A 17,274-nucleotide genomic window follows, 5' to 3' on the forward strand; every position below is an offset into this window, starting at 1 on the left:
TTTTGCTACCTATACAGTAACAGTAACATGGCAATATCATCATATTTCGCCTTGGCTATACTTCTGTTGCCGTGTACGTTTTAAGCCATTGGCATAACTAAAAGATAAAACTATGAAGAATATAAGACTTTTCGTGATGACCCTCCTCGTGCTGCTCACCTTTACCATGAGTAGCTGTGAACTGGTAGGCGATATTTTTGAAGCAGGCATGTGGGTGATGCTCATCATCATTGTGCTGGTGGTGGTGCTGATCGGCTGGCTGGTTCGAAAGTTCAGGAGATAATTATCCAGAAATAAAAAGAAGAGGGGCTCTGCAGTAGAGCCCCTCTTCTTTTTATCTATACTTTACTGCGCTTACCTGGAGCGCTTGGGCATAGTGCCCAGAATATAATCCCAGAGCGGCGACGATACGCCATAGGCAGCCTCGGGGTCTTTGTAGTGGTGAATGCTGTGGTGAATCCAGAGCTGCTTCAGGAAGTTTCTTGGCGGTGGGTACGCATGCACAATGTAATGCACAAACAGGTACATGGCATAGCCAAACAAAATACCGGCCACTACGCCAAATACAAACGTGCCGAATATCACCTTAAAGATAAAGAAGAAGGCCGATGCGTAAAGTATACTTACCACAGGCGGCATAGCCAGGCGCTTCTTGTCTTTCGGATACTCGTGGTGGTTGCCATGGAACAGGTACTGCAGGCGGGCCTTCAGCGGCGTATCGGTGTCCATGTGGAACAGGTAACGGTGCGCCAGGTACTCCAGCAGGGTAAAGATCAGCCAGCCGATAAAGAAAAACCCAATGGCCTCCAGAATGTTGATGAAGCTGTGCGTAATGCCATAGTAAAGCATTCCCACGGCAATAGTCAGAAAGATAGAGATGGGTAGGGCAATGTGCGTCCTGGTGAGCTTTTCCAGAAATGGGTTCTTAAAGAGCCGCGCACTTCCTTTGTGATTAGGTTTCATAGTAGAGATTTGCTATATGCTGTAACGCTGCAAAAATACGTAATTTTTCAGAGGAAGCCAGTTTAGATGCTTCACTGTTATAACGTATAACGCGTACAACCGCTATAGGTTGAGCCACTTTTTGATGCTTTGCACCCTTTGTTCACTGGCGGACAATGTATAGCTGGCGCGCTCATAGAACTGCTTCCGGTGCGCGATTGTTTCAGCCAGGTAAGAAATAAGTTCAGCCCTGCTTTTGCCAGCCAGCAGCGGCCGCTGCTCCTGTCCCTGGGTAATCAACCTGTTAGCCAGCACCTCCACCGGCACATCGAGGAACACACTTTGGCCGTGGTGGTTGATAAACCCTATGTTATCGAAGAAGCACGGTGCGCCGCCACCGGTAGCGATTACCGCCTGCCCGTGGTTTTCCACCAGCTCCTCCAGCGCCTGCCGTTCCAGCTCCCTGAAACGGGCCTCGCCCCCCTCGGCAAAGAGCTGTGCTATACTTCGCCCCTGCTGTGCCACGATGTACGCGTCAAGATCAACGAAGGCATAGCCGATCTCCTGAGCCAGTTGCCGCCCCAAGGTGGTTTTGCCACTCCCCATCATACCGATCAAAAAGATGAACATCTTTTTCAATTATGAATTAAGAATTAGAAATTATGAATGACATTTAATGTATCTAGTATGATTGTTTGAAGTGTAAAGTATGAACAGTAGCAAGTATGGATAACTTGAAAAGGACTATCCTCTAAAGAAGCAGAGATTACCATCTATTGAAACACCATTCGTAATTCTTCATTCATAATTCATAATTGGCGCAGCGCTAGTCTAGCTTTACGCGTGGGTCTAGCATGACGTAGAGCAGGTCGACAAGGATGTTGATGAGCACGAACAGGAAAGCGACGAACAGCGTGGAGCCCATCACGAGGGGGAAATCCAGGTTTTGTACCGCCTGCAGGGTGACAGAGCCCAGGCCCTTCCAGTTAAAGATATACTCGATGAAGAAGGCACCCGCCATGAGCGACGCAAGCCAGCCCGACACCGCCGTTACCACCGGGTTCAGCGCATTTTTGAGGGCATGCCCGGCAATCACGTTGTAGCGGCTTAAGCCCTTTGCCCGCGCCGTACGGATGTAGTCCTGCGACATGACATCGAGCATGGAGCTGCGCGTGAGCTGCACGATAATGGCCAGCGGCCGAATGCCCAGCGCGATTGCTGGCAGCAGAAGGTTGCGCAGCATAAGCTGTTTCCCCTCAAATGGATCTATTTCGTAGAGCTGACCGGTCAGACTAAGGCCGGTCCAGTCGCTCCAGTAATAGCCAAAGGTGATGGCAATAAGTATGGCGGCCACGAAAGACGGCACCGAAATACCCAGCACCGAGCCGGTGACCAAGGTATGATCGAGGGTGCTGTGCGGGCGCAGGGAGGCCAGCACACCAAACAGGATTCCGAAAACCGTGGCAATGAGCATGGCGGCGGCAGCCAGCCAGAGTGTGCCGAAGAAATGATCGACCAGGATATCGGTTACACTTTTATTACTCTGGAAAGAGCGGCGCAGGTAAGGCGTTTTCCACACGAGCACATCCTCCCCAAAGTCAACCAGGGTGCTGTACTCATACTTCTCCAGGTTAGCCTCCGTATCCTCGTGCACCGATACCGGCGACACATCATTCACGTAGTACAGCAACTGCAGCGGCAGCGGCTTGTCGAGCCCCAGGTCTTTGGTGATGGCCTCGCGGGTGGAAAGATCGGAGCGCTGGCCAGCCAGCAAGGCCACCGGATCGCCGGGCAGCACGTTGAACAGGAAAAATATCGCCACCAGCACCCCCAGCATAATCAGCAGGCCGTGCCCCAAGCGGCTAAGTATAAATCCTATCAATTTCATGGTTCGTTGGTTCGTGTGTCGTTGTTCGTTTTTCGCTTAATCTTTATTTGTTATGTGCTCATAACATGAAACTGTGGCATCGCTTGCAAGTACGTTTTGTACACACGCCATACTTTCCCGTCTCCCAAACTTCCCGAAAAACGAGCAACGAATAACGAACAACGAAATCAAAGCAACTCCTGCACCTCTTCCAGTTCCGGCGTGTCGTTGTAGTGCCACTTGCCTTTCACGGTGCCGTCCTGCAGCAAAACAAGGCCGGGGTTGGAACGCATGATAGTCTTGAGCACGGTACCATCACCGAAATAGTAGGGCACTGCCAGGTTCACCTCGTGGCGGAACTTCTCGAAGTCCTGTGTGCTGCTACTGGTAACGGCCAGCGGCGTAATGCCAGCCTTCTCGGCAGCCTTCACCAACTTGTTTATACTTTCAAAACTCTGCTGGTCGGCTTTCTCCACGCTTTGCACCAGAATCAGCAGCTTCGTGCCGGTAAGTACTTCCTGCGTAAAGTCGCTCTCGTCGTTCCACACGTTAAAGTCGGTAATTTTTGGTCCATCCTCGGGGTTGATGGCGACCATCTCCTTGAAAGTATAGGTGGTGTCCATCGGGTACTCCTCAAACTCTTCCTCTTCACCGTCTTTCACCATCACATACTTGTAGCGCAGCGGCGCAGAGGGCTTCATGAGCTCAGGAATGTTGTTGCCGATTTTGTAGGAACGAAAGTCCAGGTAAGGCAGGTGCTCGTAGGCGTACCAACCCACCGCAACCGACAACGCCGCCGTAATAATGGTGATAATGGCTCCGGACGCAGGACTTACAAAGGGCTCCAGGTACCGCCGCGTGGCTATTAGCACCACAATCATCACTAACAGCACAATGTCTTTGGTGAACGACTCCCACGGCGTGAGCACAATAGCATCGCCGAAGCAGCCGCAGTCGGTTACTTTGTTGTAGAAGGCCGAATAGAACGTGAGGAAAGTAAAGAACACGATCATGATCAGCAGCAGCCACAGCACCACCTTCAGCTTGAAGCGCACGAGCAGCGCCACCCCCAGCACAATCTCAGAGGCGCTCAGGAAGATGGACAGGAACAGCGCGTACGGCTCAAAGCTCTTGAAGAAGGGTGCAATGTCCGTCGCGAAAACCTCGAAATACTCCTCCAGCTTTATCGCCGTTCCCACCGGGTCGTTCAGTTTGATAAGGCCTGAAAAGATGAACAGCACTCCGACAAACAGCCAGAAAAACTTACTTATGAATTTCATCAACTTGCATTAATTTTAGATAGTTAAAAGTTGACCTCCTATACTTGCTAGCAGCGTTGCTTACTTAACCTGCTCCACAAACCCGGATTTGATCAGGGCGAACACAGCGTAGTTGATCATGTCGCGGTAATTGGCCTCCACGCCCTCCGAAATCAATGTCTGCCCCTCGTTGTCCTCAATCTGCTTCGTTCGGAACAGCTTCATCAAAATAATATCGGTGATGGAGCTTACGCGCATGTCGCGCCAGGCCTCGCCGTAATCATGGTTCTTAACGTTAAGCAGCTTCATATTTTCCTCAATGTGGAAGGTATACTCCCGCTCCACCTCCTCGGCCGACAGGCTCATGGGGGCCTCATCGGTCAGGTGCAGCTGCATCAGCGCAATCACGCAGTAGTTGATAATGCCTACAAATTCGCCATTGATGTCGTCCTCCACCAGCTGCATTCCCTTCTCCTGGATAGAGCGGATGCGCTGCGCCTTGATAAAGATCTGGTCGGTGATGGAGGGCAGCCGCAGCACACGCCAGGCGGTGCCATAATCTTTGGTCTTCTTCACGAAGGTATCCTTGCAGCGCTGCACTACCTGATTATATTCCTGCTGTGTTTGACTAATCAACTTTTTAGCTTTAATTTTAAAAATAATCGACCGGGATGACGACATTGGAAGCGAAAGATACGCTTTTTAAGAAAAAATACACACTAAACTGCCGCGGAAAGCTCCTCTCCCTGGAGGTGCCCCTGGTGATGGGAATTCTTAACCTCACCCCAGATTCCTTTTACCCCGGCAGCCGCCTAAGCTCCGCCGAAGAGGCCCTGCAAAAGGCCACGCAACTCTTGTCCGACGGTGCCGACATTCTGGATATCGGGGGCTACAGCAGCCGCCCGGGTGCCGCAGATATTTCGGTGCAGGAAGAGCTGGAGCGTGTGGTTCCGGCCATAGAAACCATCCTGCAAAATTTCCCTGAAGCCGTTATTTCCGTAGATACTTTTAGGGCTGAGGTGGCCGAGGCAAGTATAGCCGCCGGTGCCGCCATCATCAACGATATTTCAGGTGGCACGCTGGATGAGGCCATGTTTGAGACTGTGGCCCGGCTGCAGGTGCCCTACGTGCTGATGCACATGCGCGGCACGCCGCAAACCATGACCAGTCTGGCTAACTATAACGATGTGGTGCTAGAGGTGGTGGACGAACTGCTGGTGCAACTGGGGAAGCTGCAGCAACTCGGTGTGAAGGATGTCATCGTTGATCCGGGCTTCGGGTTTGCCAAAACGGTGGCGCATAACTTTGAGTTGCTTCGCCGTTTGGAGGAATTGCGTATATTAGGCCATCCCATACTTGCCGGGCTTTCCCGCAAATCCATGGTTTACAAGTCACTTGGTATTGATCAGGCCGATGCTTTGACCGGCACAGTAGCTGTAAATACCGTTGCGTTGATGAAGGGTGCCGACATTTTGCGGGTGCACGACGTAAAAGAAGCAAAGCAAACAATTATACTTTTAGAGAAAACACAACTTTGATCTTTTTATTCAGCATAGGTTTTTTAGAGATAGGATGGATCCAGATCATCGACATTCTGCTCGTGACGGTGTTACTGTACCAATTGTACAAACTCCTGACCGGCAGTGTGGCGCTAAAGATCTTCCTGGGCCTGCTCTCTATTTACCTGCTGTACCTGATCGTGCGGGCTGCGGGCATGGAGTTACTTACCATTATACTTGGCCAGTTCATGGGCGTGGGTGTACTGGCAGCCATCATACTTTTCCAACCCGAGATCCGGCGCTTCCTGCTGCTGATCGGCAAAACCACCTCGCTTAACCACGACCGCTTCTGGGGATTCCCGTGGCGTCGTGAGCAGGGCGAGAAACTAAGCCTCACCCCCTTTATTGAAGCCGCCAAAACCCTGGCCGGCAAAAATACCGGGGCGCTGATCGTGTTCACCAAAAGCTCCGAGCTGAAATACTATGCCGAGTCGGGCGATTTGATTGACGCTGTTATCTCAAAGCGCCTGCTCATGTCCATCTTCAACAAGCATAGCCCGCTGCATGATGGCGCCGTGATCATTTCCGGCAACCGCATTAAGGCAGCCCGCTGTATCCTTCCAGTATCTGAAAACCAAGACATTCCCGCTTCCATGGGCCTGCGTCACCGCGCCGCTATCGGCCTCACCGAGATCACGGACAGTATTGTGCTGGTGGTATCAGAGGAGACAGGCCAGATTGCGCTTGTCCGCAACGGCGAAGCCTACCGCAACCTTTCCTCCTCCGACCTGCGCATCAAACTCAACCAGTTCCTGTTCGACACCGACCAGAAAGCAACAGCGGCGGTATCAGAAAAGTCTGTTAGCGCTGCGTAGAGCAAAAAGCAATTTTAATATTGGTTTAATTTAGCTGATAGCTTCCGGTGCTACTTTAGCGTTTAGTTGCCGTTATACAGTTCGCCCACAAGATCCTTTCAGGATGACAGAGAAGTATGGTTGAAGTAGCTCCAGGCGAGTTTTATCCCCCGCCTGGGGGTAGGGGCCCACGAAAAGGACAAGAAGGGGTTAGGGGAAGTCTGATAGCGTTTGCTGCGATCAACCAACCTGCAATAAGTTATACGCGATCATATTCAAACAAATGAAATCTTTCAGACACAGCTTTTGCGACCCTTTTAAGCCTGAAATCATTGAATTAGGAGATGTTGGGAGTCAAGAAATAATTAAGAGATTTGAGCAGCTTCCATGGGATGACATTATCTCCAAAATGGCGAAAGTAGATGACTCAGAAATATACTTTTCTCCTTCTTTGGAATTCACAGACAAGATCACAAAGCATGGATTGTCTATCAGTGGTGTCGGAACTACCAGCTTGGAAGAGTTCTATGTATTTTACCAGAGACCTAAACAAGTTAAAAAGTTGTTTGGCCTTCTCAGGTATACAGATTCTGAATTTACAACAGATGTCACTGGTCAGACTAAGGAGGATGCCATTGAAGCATTGCAAGCTCTCATAGATGGGAACTACGAGTTTCTAGACAGCAAGATAAAGTGAATCCAAAGCGGTTTATAAGCCCTAAAGTGCCTAAACGCACCATAGCCGAGCCGTATACAGAGGCATCAGAGGTTCGGTAATAGCCATCGCTATACTTATATCCTCCCCTCTCTCCTATACCACACCAGCCAGTAAAACCCAACGCCAAGCGCAGGGATCAGCCACAGAATCACCATCCAGACCAGGCGGGAGCCCACAGGATAATCAGACTTGAAGATCAGGTGAATAATCGCCACAATAACCAGCAGGTAATTAAGTGAGACCAGTAGAAATATAGCGGGATACCGGGCAAATAGCTCCATGAGGTTTAAAAAGCGTTTAGCAAAAGTATGGCACGTATAGCCTCCATACTTGATGTGAGGCACAAGTTATAAAAAAACAAAGCCACTCCCATAACAGGAGTGGCTTTTCTATACTTCAGGACCAGCCTATACTTTACTGGATCACGCCAAGCTCTTTGCCTACCTCCACGAAAGCGGCAATGCACTTGTCGATGTGCACCCGGTCGTGCACGGCAGACAGCTGCACGCGGATACGTGCCTGGCCCTTTGGCACCACCGGGTAGTAGAAGCCAATTACGTAAATGCCTCTGTCGAGCATACGGGCAGCAAACTCCTGTGCGAGTGGCGCGTCGTACAGCATTACAGGCACAATCGGATGGTCGCCTGGTTTAATGTCGAAACCGGCCGCGGTGATTTGCTCGCGGAAGTACTTGGTGTTCCACTCCAGTTTGTCGCGCAGCTCGGTGGTAGCACTAAGCGTGTCGAGCACGGCAATGGAAGCGCCCACGATAGAAGGCGCCAGTGAGTTAGAGAACAGGTACGGGCGCGAACGCTGGCGCAGCATGTCGATAATCTCTTTACGGCCGGAGGTGAAACCACCCATCGCACCACCAAGCGCCTTGCCCAGCGTGCCGGTGATGATATCCACCTTGCCCATTACATTATGGTACTCGTGCGTGCCGCGGCCAGTCTTGCCTAGAAAGCCTGTAGAGTGCGAGTCGTCCACCAACAGCACCGCATTATACTTGTCTGCTAGTTCCACGATTTTGTCGAGTTGCGCAATGGTGCCGTCCATCGAGAAAGCGCCATCTGTTACGATCACGCGGTGCTTGGCATCCTTTGCCTCCTGCAGTTTTGCCTCCAGGTCGGCCATGTTGTTGTGCTCGTAGCGGAAACGCTGCGCCTTGCACAGACGAATGCCATCGATAATAGAAGCGTGGTTAAGGGCATCGGAAATGATGGCTGATTCGGCATCAAACAAAGGCTCAAACACGCCACCGTTGGCATCGAAGGCAGCTGCGTAAAGGATGGTGTCCTCTGTGCCCAGAAATTCTGAAAGCTTGCGCTCCAGCTCCTTGTGAATGTCCTGGGTGCCGCAGATAAAGCGCACAGAACTCATGCCGTAGCCGTGGGTATCGATGGCGTTTTTAGCAGCCTCAATTACCTTTGGGTGGGCAGATAAGCCCAAGTAGTTGTTGGCGCAGAAATTCAGCACGTGCTCCATCTGCGTTGTATCGATGTCAGCGCCCTGCGGTGTGGTGATAATGCGTTCCTGTTTAAACAGGCCGGCTTCTTTTATATCAGCTAGCTGCTGTTCTAAGTCTGGTTTTAGCGTTTCGTACATAGTTTCGTTGTTCGTTTATCGTTGTTCGTTGTTTGCGTTGTGAAGTACAAGTAGGGCTATATACCTGCTGTGTCGCTGTCTGCATCGGGCTTTGGCGGCGGGCGGCGAATGATAGGCCTTGGGCGCGGTGGCCTTGGCTGCTGCTCCGGTTCCTCAGGCTTTAAAAGTTCCTGCGGCGGCTCCGCCGCAGTTCCTGCCTGATTTATACTTGGACCTTCCGCTTCTGGCGCCTCGGCTGCAGGTTTCTGTAAAGCCGCTGGTCTTTTAATAACAGGCCGTGGCCTTGCCGGCTTCGGTGCTTCTTCGGCGGCAGGCATGGCAGCAGCCGTATCCTGCATACTTGGCGCTTCCGGGGCGGGTTGCGCTTCGGGAGCAGGTGGCTCCTCTTTTACTGGCTGCAACGCAGCGGGCCGCTTGATAACTGGGCGCGGACGCGCTGGCTTTGCTGGTACCGTTGCGGCATCTGGCGCTGACTGTGCCTCCTGCTTTTCCTCAGGCTTCTGCAGCGCAGCGGGGCGCTTAATCACGGGCCGTGGCCGCGGTATTGCGGGTTTGGCTTCAGCGCTTGCCGCTTCCTGCTCTGCCTGTTCGGGCGATGCTCCCTCTTCAGCAGCTGGCTTTTGCAGAGCCACTGGCCGCTTTATTACCGGTCTTGGTCGGGCAGGTGCAGCGGCCGCAGCTTTCTCCTCTGCGGCTGGTTTTATACTTTGTTCAGCTGATGTGGAATGCTCACCCCCCTCTTTTTGCAAAGCGGCGGGTCGTTTGATTACCGGGCGCGGACGTGCCGCTGGGGCCGGCGTTTCCGGCTTATCTGCACTGGCTGTGGCCTCTTCCGCCACGTTAGGCTTTGGAATAACGGGCCGCTTCACCACAGGCCTTGGGCGTGCAACCGGTGCTGCTTCTTCTCCCCCGCTTGCGGCGGCAGCTGGCTTTTCAGTGCTTTCGCTTGCCGCTGCTGGCTTTTGCATGGTGGCGTGCCGACGCACTACCGGCTTTGGCTTCGGCGTGTTTTCTGCTGGAGTAGCCTCTTCTGTTGCCGGTGTTGCCGCGGGCTTTTCTACCGCATTGGCCACCGGTGCGGCAGGCACGGCTCTCCGTGCGGCAGCCGGACGAGCAACTACTGTCGGCTCCGCTTTCGGCACATCTTCTTCGGCCAGGTGGTAGCGCAGGCGCACGTCGTTGAGCAGCATCTTCACCTGCACCAGGAAGCTGTTTGGGTGCATCTGGGCGTACATGTTCTCCCACGCCGCAAAGCGCGCCGGGTCCGAGGCCTCAAAAGCCTTCCTATCTATTCGTTTCTTTACCAGGTACTCCTCAAACGTCATGCGTTGCAGGTCTTTGATCACTTAGATACGTTGTACTTCACAGTTCCAGCGCAACGCAAGCTATTATGCTGCTGTTTTAAGCCGGTAGTATACAAAGATAATAAAATCCACTTGCTGCACCCGGCTCCGGTGGCAGTTGGTTTACCGGTGTTGGTAAATAAGGTGCGTTTACATTCGTTTAAGTTTACGGTTGGTTTGCCTTAAGTGAAAGCTTCGTTGTTTTAGTCTGATTGCGCTTCTACCAAGATCCTTTCAGGATGACAAATGGGAGTAGGAGAAGTGAATCAGGAAAAGGCCGGTTAGTGACTCCGCAGAAGCATGAACATCCCCCTGCCCCCTTCAAAGGGGGACTACCCCTCCCCAACCCTCCCCTAAAAGCAGGGGAGGGAGTTAGGCTGAAGCTCCGCCAGCAGTGGCTATTTGAACTTATTCCAGTCCTTGGGTTGAGCGCCTTGTGCATGTTGCGGTGCCCGTAAGGGCAGCCCGCAGCGGAGCGAGGAGCAGCTTCAGGCGCACAGCGCGATGCCCGAGGACGAGGCCTTGCGGCCGTGAGCGCTCTAAAGCCAAAGGTAAAACAGTAGGTATTTGGGAGCTGGAGGATGAGCTGTGGCTAGAAAGAATGGCTTGTCTGAAGTTGCGAAAGCGGCGGCAAAGCAAAGTATGACAGAAGCCTTTAAAGGCACAAGCGGACGCTTGCGCCAGATAATGTATGGTTGCAACAAGTATAGCGACCTTCAAGCAAGTATAGCAGTGTCTAACCAAGTGTGGCTTTTCAAGTCGGTTGAGTTGCAAACTCAACATCATAGTAAGACACAAGTCTGAAGACTTTCGCCAGAGGGAGCCAGTGGAAATTTAAAGAGAAATCCCCGCTAAAAGGAGCAAGAGTGAGTAATCGCATACTTTGGCTCCCTCTGGCGCCACTCCACGCTGTTTCTTCTGAAGTATATTTTTTGGATTGCACTGAATTCGGTTACTTTGTGCCAGACTTTAAATTAGCGTATGGCAAACACAAGTGACACCGTATTAGTGATAGGCGCCTGCGGGCAGTTAGGTTCTGAGCTCACTATGGAACTGCGCCAGATGTATGGAGAGGCAAACGTGGTGGCAGCAGACATCGCACCGCCCAAGCAAGCCGATCTACGCGACTCAGGCCCTTTTGAGAAGGTGGATGTACTGGACAAAAATGTATTGGCTGATCTTGCCGCCAAGTATAAATTCAAGCAGATTTACCACCTGGCCGCTGTGCTTTCGGCCACTGGCGAGAAGAACCCGAAATTTGCCTGGAAGCTGAACATGGACGGCCTCTTTAATGTGCTGGACCTGGCGCTGGAGCATAAGGTAGGCAAAGTATACTGGCCAAGCTCTATCGCCGTTTTCGGTCCGAGCACCCCGCGCCAGAACACGCCGCAGCAAACCATCATGGACCCGAACACCGTGTACGGCATCAGCAAGCAGGCTGGTGAGCGTTGGTGTGAGTACTATTTCCAGAAGTATGGCCTGGATGTGCGCAGCCTGCGCTACCCCGGCCTGATCGGTTACAAAGCCCTACCCGGCGGCGGCACCACCGATTACGCCGTCGATATTTACCACAAGGCACTGGAGGGCGAAACGTTTGAGTGCTTCTTGAGCGAAAACACGTACCTGCCGATGATGTATATGCCGGATGCCCTTAAGGCGACTCTGGATTTGATGCACGCCCCGGCGGCGCAGGTAAAGGTGCGTGATTCGTACAACCTAAGCGCCATGAGTTTCTCGCCAAAAGAGATTGCGGCCTCCATCAAACAGCACATCCCGGATTTCGAGATAGTTTACAAGCCGGACGCGCGCCAGCAGATTGCCGATTCCTGGCCGCAGAGCATCGATGACAGCGCGGCACAGCAGGATTGGGGCTGGAGCCCGAACTACAGTCTGGACGCCATGACCGAGGACATGCTGCTGAACCTGAAGAAAATGAAGGAGGAGCAGGCGGTATAGCACTGTTCTCCTAAAGTATAAAACAGAAAAGGCGATGCACAACAGCATCGCCTTTTCTGTTTTAGCCCCAACCTTGCACCGCCGACGCAGTTTATACTTGCAGTAAACCATAAAGTATGATCGTAAACCCGATACCCGAAGGCTGGGAGGTGATTTACCAGCAGGCACACGGCATGCTGGCGGCGCAGCTGGCCTATTACCTGCAGCCCGAACTGCAGTGCGGCCACTGGGTAGAGACCCTGGTGGCCATTGCCAACCACGATAACCGCCAGCGCACCTGGCGCGGCAAAGACGGCCTGACACCCGCCGGCGCGCCTGCAGATTTCACCCTTCAGCCCAACACACTGGAGCAAGCCAGGGCACTGATGGATGCGGTCCGTTTCCAGAGCCGCTGGGCAGCCATGCTCACTTCTATGCACATGAGCTACCTCTACGAGAGCCGCCGTGGCGAGAGCAAGGAGACCAATGCGTTTCTGGATGCGCAGCAGGAACTGCAGAAGAACTGCCGCCAAAGCCTCCGCATCTCCCATAAACAGGCAGCACGGGCCTACGCCATCATGCAATGGAGCGATCGCCTCTCGCTTATACTTTGCCGCAACGAACTGCCCGCCGATGCGCGTGAACTGGAGATCACCACCGGCCCCGATGCCCAGGTATACTTCGTGAAACAGCTGGAGAATGAGCAAATAACTATAACGCCCTGGCCCTTTACGCCGAAACAACTGGAGGTGCAGGTGGAGTACCGGGTGCTGGAGCAACTGCAGTTTAAAGACGACGCGGAACTGGCTCAGGCACTCCAACAGGCGGAGGTGAGGTATAAAACGTGGCGCTTTAGCAAAGCATAGCTGGGGCCGGCAAGATGTACTTGCCGGCTTTTATTTTTAACCAATTCCCTTTACGCTACGTCTATACTTGGGTAACAGAGGCACCCGGGGCTGCGAAGCAAACACTATGACTATTACAGAATCGAACGATAACGACTTGAGAAGACTCATCTTTGAAAAAGAAAAGGTAGTGGTGAAATTCGTGGAGGAAGCCTGTCCCGTCTGCAAAACGCTGGCCCCTGCGTTCGCCCGTTTCTCGGCCGACCCCACCTTTAGTGATATCACCTTTGTTCGTATGAATGCCTCCGAAAACCCTGTTTCCAGCAAAGAGGTGAAGATGACCGGCACGCCCTTTTTCGCCATTTACCGAAACGGCACTCTTGTAGACTGCGGCATCATCTCCACCGAGGCGGGTCTGGAAGAATTGCTGCTTCGGCTGAAATAGCACCGACGCGAACTTAAAAGGAACGCCCCTCCTGTGCTAGCTGTTGTGAAGAACCTATGCTAACTTGCGCCGCTTTTTTAACAGCTAAAACTTTGCGTACACCATCCATACCACACCTGCTGCTGCTTTTGCTAGTGGCCCTGGGCTTTACCCTGTCCGGCTGCTCCAGCACCGAAACACTGAACACAACTGCCCCGGCGGCACTTGCCCCGGCTGACGCTGCCTATCAGCCGCAGCTTTCCTCTATTTCTGTGCCCGTTTCCATATCTATTGCGGCCATGGAGGAGCGGGTGAACCAGGAGGTGGCCAACCTACTCTACAAAGACACCAACCTGAACGATGATAATGTTGCCCTGACGGTTACCCGGAAAGGACGAATGAGCATCCGCGCTGAAAAAGACCGGATATACTTCTCTGTGCCGCTGCACATTTACGCCAAAGGCCGGTGGAACTGGTCGCCGTGCAAAATCTGCCCTTCCATAGACAAAACCGAGGATACCAGCTTTGATGTGGTGATCAACACCGAAAGCAAAGTGCGCCTGACGGATGACTACCGCATCAGCACCTTCTCGAGCGGCGATTTTGAGTGGGGCGACACCAAGCCGGTGCTGGAGTTGGGCCCACTCAAAATAGGCCTTGCCCGCTTTGTGGAGCCTGCGCTGCGCAACCAGATGAACACACTCTCCAAACAATTGGACACAGAGCTACAGCGCCGCCTGGACATGAAGAAGTATGTGCAGGAGGCCTGGCTACTGCTGCAGCAGCCCGTGAAACTGGACGAGGCTATGAACGCCTGGCTTACCGTAGTACCGAAGGAGGTGCGCATGGCGCCGCTGCAGGCAAAGAACGGCATGCTAAGCACGCGTCTCGGCATCACCTCTTACATCACCGTTACTACCAATGGCAAGCCTGTTACGCAGCTGAACCGCAACCTGCCCAAGCTGATCGTGGACAGCCACATGAGCGATGAGATACAGGTGGGCCTGACCGCCAATATTCCGTATGCCCACGCCAGCAAGCTGTTGCAGGAGCAGGTGGCAAAGAAAACATACACGTTTGATGAGGGCAAGAGCCAGCTTACCGTGAATGAGGCAGCCATTTCGCCAAATGGGGAGCAGTTGGTGCTGATGCTGGATGTGAACGGCAAGACCAAAGCAGGCCTGTTCACCAAGAAGATTGTGGGCAAAGTATACCTGCGCGGCACGCCCTACTACGACACCGCCTCAGCTTCTATCCGGCTGCGCGACGTGGACTATGACCTGGAGACAAAAGACAGGCTGCTTAACACGGCTAGCTGGCTGGCAAAAAACAAGTTTATCGACATGATTCAGGAGCAGGTGAATATTCCGGTGAAGGGAGAACTGGAAAACGCCCGCAGGATGCTGCAGGCGACGCTTGACACCCAGGGCCGGGTGCATGAGTCGGTGCTGCTTCGCGGCAATATCACCTCCGTAACACCCGACAACATTTACCTGACCCCGCAGGGCATCAAAGCCGTGGTGAATGCCAAAGGAACACTAACAGCCACGGTGGATAATTTGTAAGCATTCCCCGTAGCCCAGTATTTATCTGAAGTGCGAGGCATACCAAGCTGCTCAACCCAAGTTAGCAAGCAGCCCTGTAGCTAATGTTTATGCTATAAAAATGCCGAACAGCAGCGAGAAAAGAAAGACAGAAATGGCGATCGCTCCCCATTCAATGCGCCTTCGGAAAGCCCTTTCCTTCAAGTTCGGATCTGAGTGACTATATAAGTTCAGCTTGTTCGGCTTTGCTTTTTTCCTCGACTTCTCTCTTGGGGTGTATGGGGCTTCTTTTGTTAGCATCAAATGTATCTTTAAAAAGGCATACTAGCACAAAACAAATATAGTTTAAAAATATATATAAAAAACCCTTATTCCGATTTTACGCGATATTCAGGAGTAAGACAGCATTAAATTATCCACCTTAAGTAGCAACTGCAGGTGCACAAGGTTTTTCCGGTCGCCATGCGTGTAGATAAAGAGCCTGTCAAAGTATAAAAGCAAAAGGGGGCTGCTATCAATATAGCAGCCCCCTTCTTCGCAAGAAAGTTAATCTGGAGTTTAACGTCTAGCAGTTTAGCACCTGGTTAGAGCTTTTCCACAGGCGTTGGACTGTTGAAAACGGCATCCGGCACGTTGGCGGGCGCGGCAATGTTGAACAGCTCGAAGTCGCTTTGCGGGTTGCTTCGGTCGCTGGCCAGCTTTATTTTACCGAAGTCCTGGTAGTTGCTCCAGCGGCGGGTGAAGGCGGGCTCCGCGTCGTCAAACTTTCTAAAAAACGCCCACTGCGTTACCAGCCCCTTGTCTTTGTCCACCCACACATGGTACTTGTTCTGCGGCGTGAGCCCCACCTCCTCAAACGTCATCTGCAGCACGTCGGCCTTGGCGCCATCTATGGTTTGCTCTTCGCCCACGTACTTCAGCGTCACGCCCGGGTCCTGCAGCTTAAAGGGCATCACCAGCCAGTACGAGTTGTTGATCCAGAGGGCATAGGCGCGGTCCAGCATTTTCTGTTTGGTGGCCGGGTCCTGCACCTCCTGCCCCTCCACGTATACTTTCCCGTCTTTGGTTTGGGTGTTGATCACGGCTACCAGACTGTCCATTTCCCAGCGGAAGCGGTTGTCCTTCTTGTCCCAGATCTGGTACTGGTCGTTAAAGGTCCAGGCAAGGAAACGGGTTTTCTTCCAGTTCTTCTCGCCGCCCATATTCTTCATCACCTTATCTGCGACGGATTTGGCTTTGGCGTCGGTTTGCTGTGCGGTGGCCGCCGTAAAGGGAAGCGCCAGCAGGCACAGAAACAGCAGCTGTTTTATCAGGTTTTTCAAAAGCATCTGGTGTAGTTGAGGTTGTGCCCTAAGATACGCATTAACCCCTATACTAGATGCCGCTCCAGCCGCTATACGCCAATCTGTTTTTCAACCCAAGCAGGATGTGCCCCGTATTCAAAAGCCACAACAGAAACTGATAAGTGCCTATGGCTAATTATACTCTTGGTGGAATCTTTCAGCTTATTAAAGCGTCCGGTTCCGAGTTCATGGAAAACAATTCGTTGCGGCTCGGGGCGGCACTGGCATTCAACGCCATTTTCTCCATTCCCCCGCTGCTCCTGATCATTATAAAAGCGGCAGGCTATTTTTTCGGGGAAAAGGCGGTATCGGGCGAGTTGGAGCACCAGGTAGCCGTTGCTATGGGCCCGAAGGCAGCGGAAGAGGTGCAAACTATGGTGCAAAACGCCAGCATGAACGATTCTTCCGGCTGGGCACTATGGGTGGGCATCGGCACACTTATTTTCGCCTCCACCACCTTCTTCGTTACGCTGCAGCAGTCGCTTAACAGCGTCTGGAACCTGAAGGTAAAGCCCACGAGCGGCATCATGCGTATGGCCAAAGAGCGCCTTTTCTCTTTTGGCCTGATTCTGAGCATCTCGCTGCTCATGCTGATTTCCCTGGTGCTAAGTGCCGCGGTGGCCGTGCTCAGCAACTACCTCTCTGATCTGCTGCCTGGCATTGGGGTGTGGGTGATCAAGCTGATCGACTTTGCCGTTTCCGTTGGCATCATCACGCTGCTGTTCGGGCTGATCTTCAAATTCCTCCCTGACGGCAACATCCGCTGGAAAGACACCCTCATTGGTGCCCTGATCACGGCTATCCTGTTTACACTCGGCAAGTTGCTCATCAGCTGGTACATCGGCACCTCCGATCCTGGATCTGCCTATGGCGCAGCAGGCTCTATTATCATCATACTTGTCTGGATCTACTACTCCTCCATGATCGTGTTTTTCGGGGCGGAGTTCACGCAGCAGTACGCCGAACGCTATGGCGTGCCTATTTCGCCGAAGCCACATGCTGTTTTTGTAGAGGAGCGTGAGGTAACCGACAAACCGGCAGACCGCAAGGGAACAGGAAGGCCTCCGGCCGAAGGCAGGTATGAGGGCTAATCTGG

18 protein-coding genes are annotated in these 17,274 nt (G+C 52.7%); 9 read left to right on the forward strand and 9 right to left on the reverse strand.

What is annotated here, in order from left to right:
• The first annotated feature begins 112 nt into the window (after window positions 1–112).
• Window positions 113–283 (forward strand): hypothetical protein, encoded by a 171-nt coding sequence (locus A0W33_RS21080; RefSeq protein ID WP_172798097.1) that lies wholly within the window; start codon window positions 113–115, stop codon window positions 281–283.
• Between the two features lie 71 nt (window positions 284–354).
• Here the strand turns inward: A0W33_RS21080 and A0W33_RS07195 are convergent, their stop codons facing one another.
• The 5 genes from A0W33_RS07195 to A0W33_RS07215 form a co-directional block, all read right to left on the reverse strand.
• Window positions 355–963, reverse strand: coding sequence for a sterol desaturase family protein (locus tag A0W33_RS07195; RefSeq protein ID WP_068837529.1), 609 nt, complete (start codon window positions 961–963; stop codon window positions 355–357).
• Window positions 964–1,065: 102 nt separating this feature from the next.
• Complete coding sequence (locus A0W33_RS07200; RefSeq protein WP_068837530.1) at window positions 1,066–1,572, reverse strand: shikimate kinase; 507 nt, start codon at window positions 1,570–1,572, stop codon at window positions 1,066–1,068.
• A gap of 196 nt (window positions 1,573–1,768) precedes the next feature.
• Window positions 1,769–2,824 (reverse strand): ABC transporter permease, encoded by a 1,056-nt coding sequence (locus A0W33_RS07205; protein WP_068839984.1) that lies wholly within the window; start codon window positions 2,822–2,824, stop codon window positions 1,769–1,771.
• Window positions 2,825–2,997: 173 nt separating this feature from the next.
• The gene (locus A0W33_RS07210; RefSeq protein WP_068837531.1) at window positions 2,998–4,089 is read right to left on the reverse strand and encodes a BT_3928 family protein; all 1,092 of its coding nucleotides are present in this window, start codon (window positions 4,087–4,089) and stop codon (window positions 2,998–3,000) included.
• Window positions 4,090–4,149: 60 nt separating this feature from the next.
• A complete protein-coding gene (locus tag A0W33_RS07215) occupies window positions 4,150–4,704 on the reverse strand; it encodes a DUF1599 domain-containing protein (RefSeq protein WP_068839985.1) in 555 nt (184 codons plus the stop codon).
• A 44-nt stretch (window positions 4,705–4,748) separates the two neighbouring features.
• Here A0W33_RS07215 and folP point away from each other — a divergent pair, with 44 nt between their 5' ends.
• From folP to A0W33_RS07230, 3 genes are all read left to right on the forward strand, one after another.
• A complete protein-coding gene (gene folP, locus A0W33_RS07220; protein WP_082815353.1) occupies window positions 4,749–5,606 on the forward strand; it encodes a dihydropteroate synthase in 858 nt (285 codons plus the stop codon).
• Window positions 5,603–6,442, forward strand: coding sequence for a diadenylate cyclase CdaA (cdaA, locus tag A0W33_RS07225; RefSeq protein ID WP_068837533.1), 840 nt, complete (start codon window positions 5,603–5,605; stop codon window positions 6,440–6,442). The genes folP and cdaA overlap by 4 nt, the downstream gene beginning before the upstream one ends.
• 262 nt (window positions 6,443–6,704) lie before the next feature.
• Window positions 6,705–7,118, forward strand: a complete 414-nt coding sequence (locus A0W33_RS07230) for a hypothetical protein (RefSeq protein ID WP_068837534.1) — start codon at window positions 6,705–6,707, stop codon at window positions 7,116–7,118.
• Between the two features lie 95 nt (window positions 7,119–7,213).
• Here the strand turns inward: A0W33_RS07230 and A0W33_RS07235 are convergent, their stop codons facing one another.
• The 3 genes from A0W33_RS07235 to A0W33_RS07245 all read right to left on the reverse strand — a co-directional run bounded on the left by A0W33_RS07235 (window position 7,214) and on the right by A0W33_RS07245 (window position 10,090).
• Window positions 7,214–7,420 (reverse strand): PLDc N-terminal domain-containing protein, encoded by a 207-nt coding sequence (locus tag A0W33_RS07235; protein WP_068837535.1) that lies wholly within the window; start codon window positions 7,418–7,420, stop codon window positions 7,214–7,216.
• Window positions 7,421–7,553: 133 nt separating this feature from the next.
• Window positions 7,554–8,744 (reverse strand): glycine C-acetyltransferase, encoded by a 1,191-nt coding sequence (gene kbl, locus A0W33_RS07240; RefSeq protein WP_068837536.1) that lies wholly within the window; start codon window positions 8,742–8,744, stop codon window positions 7,554–7,556.
• Window positions 8,745–8,800: 56 nt separating this feature from the next.
• Window positions 8,801–10,090 (reverse strand): hypothetical protein, encoded by a 1,290-nt coding sequence (locus tag A0W33_RS07245; RefSeq protein WP_068837537.1) that lies wholly within the window; start codon window positions 10,088–10,090, stop codon window positions 8,801–8,803.
• A 978-nt stretch (window positions 10,091–11,068) separates the two neighbouring features.
• On the opposite strand from A0W33_RS07245, the gene A0W33_RS07255 reads away from it, so the two are divergent.
• The 4 genes from A0W33_RS07255 to A0W33_RS07270 all read left to right on the forward strand — a co-directional run bounded on the left by A0W33_RS07255 (window position 11,069) and on the right by A0W33_RS07270 (window position 14,856).
• Window positions 11,069–12,043 carry an NAD-dependent epimerase/dehydratase family protein gene (locus A0W33_RS07255; protein ID WP_068837539.1) on the forward strand — a complete coding sequence of 325 codons (975 nt, stop codon included), beginning with the start codon at window positions 11,069–11,071 and terminating at the stop codon, window positions 12,041–12,043.
• A 116-nt stretch (window positions 12,044–12,159) separates the two neighbouring features.
• Window positions 12,160–12,888 (forward strand): DUF3891 family protein, encoded by a 729-nt coding sequence (locus tag A0W33_RS07260; protein ID WP_068837540.1) that lies wholly within the window; start codon window positions 12,160–12,162, stop codon window positions 12,886–12,888.
• Between the two features lie 106 nt (window positions 12,889–12,994).
• A complete protein-coding gene (locus A0W33_RS07265) occupies window positions 12,995–13,312 on the forward strand; it encodes a thioredoxin family protein (protein WP_068839986.1) in 318 nt (105 codons plus the stop codon).
• 92 nt (window positions 13,313–13,404) lie between these two features.
• Entirely contained in the window at window positions 13,405–14,856 is a 1,452-nt protein-coding gene (locus A0W33_RS07270; RefSeq protein WP_229802106.1) for a DUF4403 family protein, read from the forward strand.
• A 563-nt stretch (window positions 14,857–15,419) separates the two neighbouring features.
• Here the strand turns inward: A0W33_RS07270 and A0W33_RS07280 are convergent.
• Window positions 15,420–16,157: a DUF6503 family protein gene (locus tag A0W33_RS07280; RefSeq protein WP_139237152.1), complete on the reverse strand. Its 738-nt coding sequence runs from the start codon at window positions 16,155–16,157 to the stop codon at window positions 15,420–15,422.
• A gap of 149 nt (window positions 16,158–16,306) precedes the next feature.
• On the opposite strand from A0W33_RS07280, the gene A0W33_RS07285 reads away from it, so the two are divergent.
• Window positions 16,307–17,269 carry a YihY/virulence factor BrkB family protein gene (locus tag A0W33_RS07285; protein ID WP_068837542.1) on the forward strand — a complete coding sequence of 321 codons (963 nt, stop codon included), beginning with the start codon at window positions 16,307–16,309 and terminating at the stop codon, window positions 17,267–17,269.
• Window positions 17,270–17,274 lie beyond the last annotated feature (5 nt).

It is taken from the genome of Pontibacter akesuensis, assembly GCF_001611675.1.
Taxonomy (GTDB): domain Bacteria; phylum Bacteroidota; class Bacteroidia; order Cytophagales; family Hymenobacteraceae; genus Pontibacter; species Pontibacter akesuensis.